The organism is Acinetobacter sp. DSM 11652, assembly GCF_900109815.1.
Taxonomy (GTDB): Bacteria; Pseudomonadota; Gammaproteobacteria; order Pseudomonadales; family Moraxellaceae; genus Acinetobacter.
In genome coordinates, this window is the sequence record NZ_FOBK01000028.1 from 1 (window position 1) to 3526 (window position 3526).

Annotated in this window: 3 protein-coding genes; all 3 read left to right on the forward strand. The window is 37.4% G+C overall.

From position 1 onward, the window contains the following. On the forward strand, positions 1-704 hold a 704-nt coding region (locus tag BMW42_RS14510), incomplete at its 5' end, for a DUF2345 domain-containing protein (protein WP_143047426.1). Beyond that, the gene (locus BMW42_RS14515; protein ID WP_092768967.1) at positions 694-2244 is read left to right on the forward strand and encodes a hypothetical protein; all 1551 of its coding nucleotides are present in this window, start codon (positions 694-696) and stop codon (positions 2242-2244) included. The genes BMW42_RS14510 and BMW42_RS14515, both read left to right, overlap by 11 nt. An 18-nt stretch (positions 2245-2262) precedes the next feature. Then, a complete protein-coding gene (locus tag BMW42_RS14520) occupies positions 2263-3381 on the forward strand; it encodes a hypothetical protein (RefSeq protein ID WP_092768970.1) in 1119 nt (372 codons plus the stop codon). The last annotated feature ends 145 nt before the right edge of the window (positions 3382-3526 follow it).

The following is a 3526-nucleotide window of genomic DNA, read 5'->3' on the forward strand; positions in this document are numbered from 1 at the left end:
TAGAAAGTAACGAAGACATCCACCTCAGTGCAGATGGGCAGATCAACCAGATTGCACAAGGAAGCATTAACACCAGCACCCAAGACAGCATCATCGGACATGCCAGCAAAAAGATCAGTTTATTTGCAGCGCAAGAAGGGGCACGACTGTATGCAGGCAAAGGCAAGATCGAGATTCAAGCTCAAGGAGATGGTGCTGATCTGATTGCAAGAAAGGGGGTGCAGATTATTTCGACGGAGGCAAATGTCGACATCACCAGTGCGAAAGAAATCGTACTGACCGCAGGCGGTTCGCAACTAAAAATAAATGCTTCGGGGGTATTTCCTACGACTGGTGGTAAGTTTGAGGTTAAGGCAGGACAGCATTTGTTCAAAGGTGGTATGAATGTTCAGTTGACACCACTAAATTTACCGAGTGCAGATATAAAGAATTGGATTGAATTAGATTATCGTGACCCTGAAACAAGAAAGGGGGTTGCAAATAATGGTTATAAAATTCTCTTTAAAAATGGAACAACATTAGCAGGAAAACTGGATGCTAATGGATTTACAAGACATGAAAATATACCGCCAGAAACTATAAAAAAAGTAGAGTATGAAACTCAAGAAGGTAAAGAAAGAAATGCCGATCCATTGGAAGAATTATTAGAAATTGAAGATATCTCATCAATCTCTAATTTTGGGGAAATATACAATGGCAAATAATATTCCTAATGCTACACAAGCTAGAGATGCATTAGCTTGGATGACTGGTGAGCAAAAAGATCTTCAAGAGGAAAAAAGTATATGGGAGTGGATGGTAGAAGCCATTGAAGGTGACTTCAATGAAAATCGTAGTACTGGGCAAATTGTATTTGATGCTGCAATTTCTATGATTCCGTTTGTAGACCAGATATGTGATGTCCGAGATTTAGTGGCGAATTGTAAAAAACTAAATGAGGATATGTCTGATCAATGGGCTTGGGTTGCTTTAGCTCTAACTTTAATAGGGTTATTTCCAAGTCTAGGGAGTTTAGTTAAAGGGGTTCTTAAAATATTCTTCTTGTTTGTAAGACGAAGCGGTGGAAAAGCAGTGGTTAAAGCCGTTGACTCAGCTATGACATGGGTTGTTACGTTTTTAAGGAAAAAGCAAGTACAAGATTATATTAAAAAATATCTACCGAATGTGGATATTTTGGTTTATCTAAAGAATGAGACTATAAAAGTCAAAAATAGGCTCAGTGCACGAGAGTTATTAGCAGCATTTGATCGAGGAATAAAACTATTAGACGATTTGACCAATAAGGCAAAATATATTCCTGGTTTAAAAGATAAAATTAAAAATACTGTCGCTATTGTTAGGAAAATTCGAAATGCAGCAGATGCCCCATTGGCAAAAGCTTTAGCACCTCTTAATGAGGCATTGGCAAGAGTTATTTATAGATTAGATATGGAGTCATATCTGCAACGAACAGCAGTAAGAAATACGACAAATGTTCACTTCAGAGGTACATTACCAGAAGCACGTGCCATTACTTTAATGCGTACAAAAGAGCCTCGGCCGATTTGGTTAAGCAAAGGAAGTCTGGAAAATAAGCCCTTGAGACCAAATGACTATAGGAGTGATATAGATAAAAAAGTCAAAGAGGGATATCCCCCTTTACACGATTATAATATTGCTTCATTTAGTAAGTTGTCCGCAGATATTATTACAGGACCTGCGAGATTATACCGTGTAACTTCACCTGCAAATGGTGCATTTGGTGAGTGTTGGGTTACAGAAGAGGTCTTTGTTAAAATCAAAAATAGCTCTGACCCGAAAGCGGCTTGGCGTAAATATCTAGCGGTTTGGCCACACTGGAATGCAAATGGGCAGTTTGTTGTTTATGACATTCCTCCGGGTCAATCCATTAAGGTATGGCGTGGCCCTGCCTCAAGCCAAACAAATGATGCTTTAGGTGATAGTTATCATTTATCAGGTGGTTGGGAGCAGGTCATTTTCAAAGAAGGAAAGTTTGACAATACCATTTATTATCCTGTGGACACTCATGGACGTTTATCGCTTAAATCGCCAATAAGACGGGATGCCTACAATAGCCTATCTCCAGCGAATAAAGCCAAATATCAGGCAGTACGAAGCAAAATCAAAGAACCAAATATTCATGGTCCTTATGATACAGGTTGGGGCATGACTGATTTTGATGAGCAGTTAAAAGATGTCAGAATTGGTCTTCCGAATATATCCGGACAAGTGATTAATAGATAAAATTAGGAGATGATTATAATGCAAAATATAGAACAGCAATTAACTCGCTTTCAAAAGCAATCAATTGCCCTAATTTATTATGTTACTTCAAGATCTTATTTGGAAATGTTACTGACCAAACTGGATGATTTGATTCAATATACTGGTGGAGTAATTGATTTAGCTGATCAGCAGTATCGTGACCGTGTTTTATTGCAAGAAGGTTGGGGAATGGGGGATACTTCAGCTAATTGGAGTACCTATGCTTACCCATCTTTACTCGATTTCAGATTAGGTCTAATCAGAATTATTGAAGAAACGAAACAGGAAAAATATGGCTGGACACCTGCATATAATACAGCACGTATGTTAGGTGAGTTTCGACCGAACTGGATGTCAGAAGAAGAAGAAGCTGATTTTAAATTGCGTTTTGATGAATTATACAGATTATGTAGTTATTACGACTCTTGCGTAAAGCCTCCAAGATCATGGAGTTTATATGGTTTATTTGAAGTGATTAAAGAACTGGGAATTTTTGAATATAAAGTACCTAAATTTAAGCTTCGTACAGACATACGTGTAAATAGTGGGGAAATTATTCCAAAAACAGGGGTATATATTCCTGTGGGTGATCGATATGGCGTACCACAATTTGCTTGGACTTATCGTGATGAAAATAGTTTTACACGTGGGCAATTAGAAGAGTGTGAAACATTAAATGCTTTAGGAAAGGACTTATTTTCTAAGTTTAATGAATATACAGCATGGACTCCTTCTGAAGAGTTAAGGGCGTTCGCAATTGAAAATATTAAAAATAAGCGAATAGAAGATGATTGGGATTATTTAAAATCAGATCGAGAAGTACAATTGGAACTAACCCCATCATTAATCTCAAGAAATGCATTTACTAGCTTTGATTCTAGCTGGTATTTCGTTGAGTTAATAGAAGGTGAGTTTGAAGATATTGGGGTTGAGGATGTAGATACTTTTGCTACACCTGATTTAAAAGTTATAGGGGGAGAATTATGCCCAAGAACAGGTTATTGGATTTTATCTAATGATAAAGGAAAACGACTGTATTTCACCAAAGGAACCATAATGAATAAATCTAGTAAAGATTGGGGCGAAGAATATTGGGTATATGACGGTGAAGAATAGAAAGTCATTCTAGGCTTTTATTTAATTGAACGCTTTGCATGCTACCTCTTATTGGCTTTGTTGCACAAAGCTATTCTTAAGGGCTTCTTCAGCCATATAATTTTCAAATGAAGAAGCCTACACACAAAATCTACAGCACAACCAA